The 2,116-nt window shown below is 70.4% G+C and carries 4 protein-coding genes; 3 read left to right on the top strand and 1 reads right to left on the bottom strand.

Going from position 1 to position 2,116, the window contains the following annotated elements:
* From VJ655_RS06155 to VJ655_RS06165, 3 genes are all read left to right on the top strand, one after another.
* On the top strand, nucleotides 1-651 hold a 651-nt coding region (locus VJ655_RS06155; protein ID WP_324110187.1), incomplete at its 5' end, for an ABC transporter permease.
* Entirely contained in the window at nucleotides 648-1,415 is a 768-nt protein-coding gene (locus VJ655_RS06160; protein ID WP_324110188.1) for an ABC transporter ATP-binding protein, read from the top strand. The genes VJ655_RS06155 and VJ655_RS06160, both read left to right, overlap by 4 nt.
* The gene (locus VJ655_RS06165) at nucleotides 1,405-1,860 is read left to right on the top strand and encodes a hypothetical protein (RefSeq protein ID WP_324110189.1); all 456 of its coding nucleotides are present in this window, start codon (nucleotides 1,405-1,407) and stop codon (nucleotides 1,858-1,860) included. The genes VJ655_RS06160 and VJ655_RS06165 overlap by 11 nt, the downstream gene beginning before the upstream one ends.
* Here VJ655_RS06165 and VJ655_RS06170 read toward each other — a convergent pair.
* Nucleotides 1,861-2,116: LysR substrate-binding domain-containing protein (locus VJ655_RS06170; protein WP_324110190.1), on the bottom strand; the 256-nt coding region annotated here is incomplete at its 5' end.

Raw genomic sequence — 2,116 nt, forward strand, 5'->3', positions numbered from 1 at the left:
CTGCGCCAGCTGATGGCCATCGGCTTCTTCTCGCTGCCGGTCGTGGGCCTGACCGCCGTCTTCACCGGCGCGGCCCTGGCCCTGAACATCTTCACCGGCGGCGGCCGCTTCAACGCCGAACAGGTCATGCCGCAGATCGTGGCCCTGGGCATCACGCGCGAGCTCGGGCCCGTCCTGGCGGCGCTGATGCTGGCCGGCCGCGTCTCGGCCGCGATCGCCGCCGAGATCGGCGCCATGCGCGCCACCGAGCAGATCGACGCCATGCGCACCCTGTCGACCGACCCGTTCCGCTACCTGGTCGGGCCGCGCCTGCTGGCCGGCGTGCTGATGCTGCCCCTGCTGACCGCCGTGGCCGACACCATCGGCGTCGCGGGCGGCTGGCTGGTGGCCACGCGGGTGCTGGAGTTCAACCCGACCGTCTACATCCGCAACACCATGGACTTCCTTGAAAGCTGGGACGTCGTCTCGGGCCTGATCAAGGCGGCGGTGTTCGGCTTCATCGTGGCGCTGATGGGCTGCTACCACGGCTACAACGCCAAGGGCGGCGCGCGCGGCGTCGGGCGGGCCACGACCCACGCGGTGGTCTCCTCGGCGATCCTGATCTTCGCGTCCGACTACCTCCTGACCACCTTCTTCACCCACACCTCATGACAGAGATCCCCAAACTCGCCTGGAAGGGCGTGACCAAGCGCTTCGGCGACCGGGCGGTTCTGGACGGCCTGGACCTTTCGGTCGCGCCTGGCACGTCGCTGGTGATCATCGGCGGCTCGGGCCAGGGCAAGTCCGTGACCATCAAGACGGCGCTGGGCCTGATGCGGCCCGAGGGCGGCCAGATCGAGATGGACGGCCAGAACGTCGTCGGCCTCTCCGAACGCCAGCGCCGCAAGCTGTTTTCGCGCATCGGGGTGCTGTTCCAGGGCGCGGCCCTGTTCGACAGCCTGACCGTCTGGGAGAACGTCGCCTTCCGCCTGATCAACGCCGACGGCGTGCCGCGCAAGCAGGCCCGCGAGCGCGCGATCGAGGCCCTGGAGCAGGTGCGGCTGGATCCCGCGGTCGCCGACCGCTTTCCGTCGGAGCTTTCGGGCGGCATGCAAAAACGCGCCGGCCTGGCCCGCGCCGTGGTCGCCCAGCCGGAGATCCTGTTCTTCGACGAGCCGACCACGGGCCTTGATCCCATCACCGCCGCGGCGATCAACCAGCTGATCTCCGACCAGGTCCGGCGCCTCGGCTCGACCGCGATCTCGATCACCCACGACCTGGCCTCGGCCCAGACGATCGGCGACGAGATCGCCATGCTGCACGGGGGAAAGATCGTCTGGCGGGGCCCGGCCTCGGCGCTGCGCACCACCGACAATCCCTACGTCCGGCAGTTCGTCGAAGGCCGTCCGGACGGACCGATCTCCCATGTGGTCTAGAAGGGTCCCGGCCGCCGTCCTGGCCGTGGCCCTGTTGTTCTCCGGAAGCGCCCAGGCCCAAAGCTACGTCCGCCCCGACTGCCAGGGCGCGGTCGCCCCGGCCGCCAACCGCTACGACACGGCCGAGCACGAGCGCTGGTACAAGCGCTTCTGGACCGGAACCTGCGATCACCTGACGCTGTGCGTGCCGGGCGGGCCGAACTGGAACGAGATCGTCGGCAAGCTGCTGGTCAAGGGCGGCGCCAGCGAACGGGGCGCGCTGCTGCCCAAGGCCTGCCGGCTGGGCCAGTTGATCGGCCTGGAATGGTCGCGCGAGCGCAACGTCCGCAAGATCACCACCGCCGACCTGAAGGTGTTCAGCGCCATGCTGGAGGCCACGGGCGACACGCTGAAGGGCGTGGACCGGGTCGACGCGGCGGCCCGCTTGAAGCTGGGCGTTCGCTAGCTAGACCGCCTCGCGCAGGGTTTCGGCCAACAGGCGTCCCTCCACCGCGCGGCTCGAGCCGGCGCGCCAGGCCACGACGATCTCGCGGCTGGGATGTTCGGTGGCCAGCGGTCGAACGGTCACGGCCGCGTGGTCGGTCAGCCCCGCCTGCACCGCCATGGCCGGCAGGAACGAGACGCCCAGGCCCGAGCCGATCATCTGCACCAGGGTCGGCAGGGAGGTGGCCGCGAAGCTCTCCTCGTCGCCCACGCCCCCA

This window comes from Caulobacter sp., from assembly GCF_035254145.1.
GTDB lineage: Bacteria > Pseudomonadota > Alphaproteobacteria > Caulobacterales > Caulobacteraceae > Caulobacter.

Coding starts and splice junctions, on each gene's coding strand:
- VJ655_RS06160 (WP_324110188.1), top strand. CDS start 648: ATGACAGAGATCCCCAAACTCGCCTGGAAGGGCGTGACCAAGCGCTTC.
- VJ655_RS06165 (WP_324110189.1), top strand. CDS start 1,405: ATGTGGTCTAGAAGGGTCCCGGCCGCCGTCCTGGCCGTGGCCCTGTTG.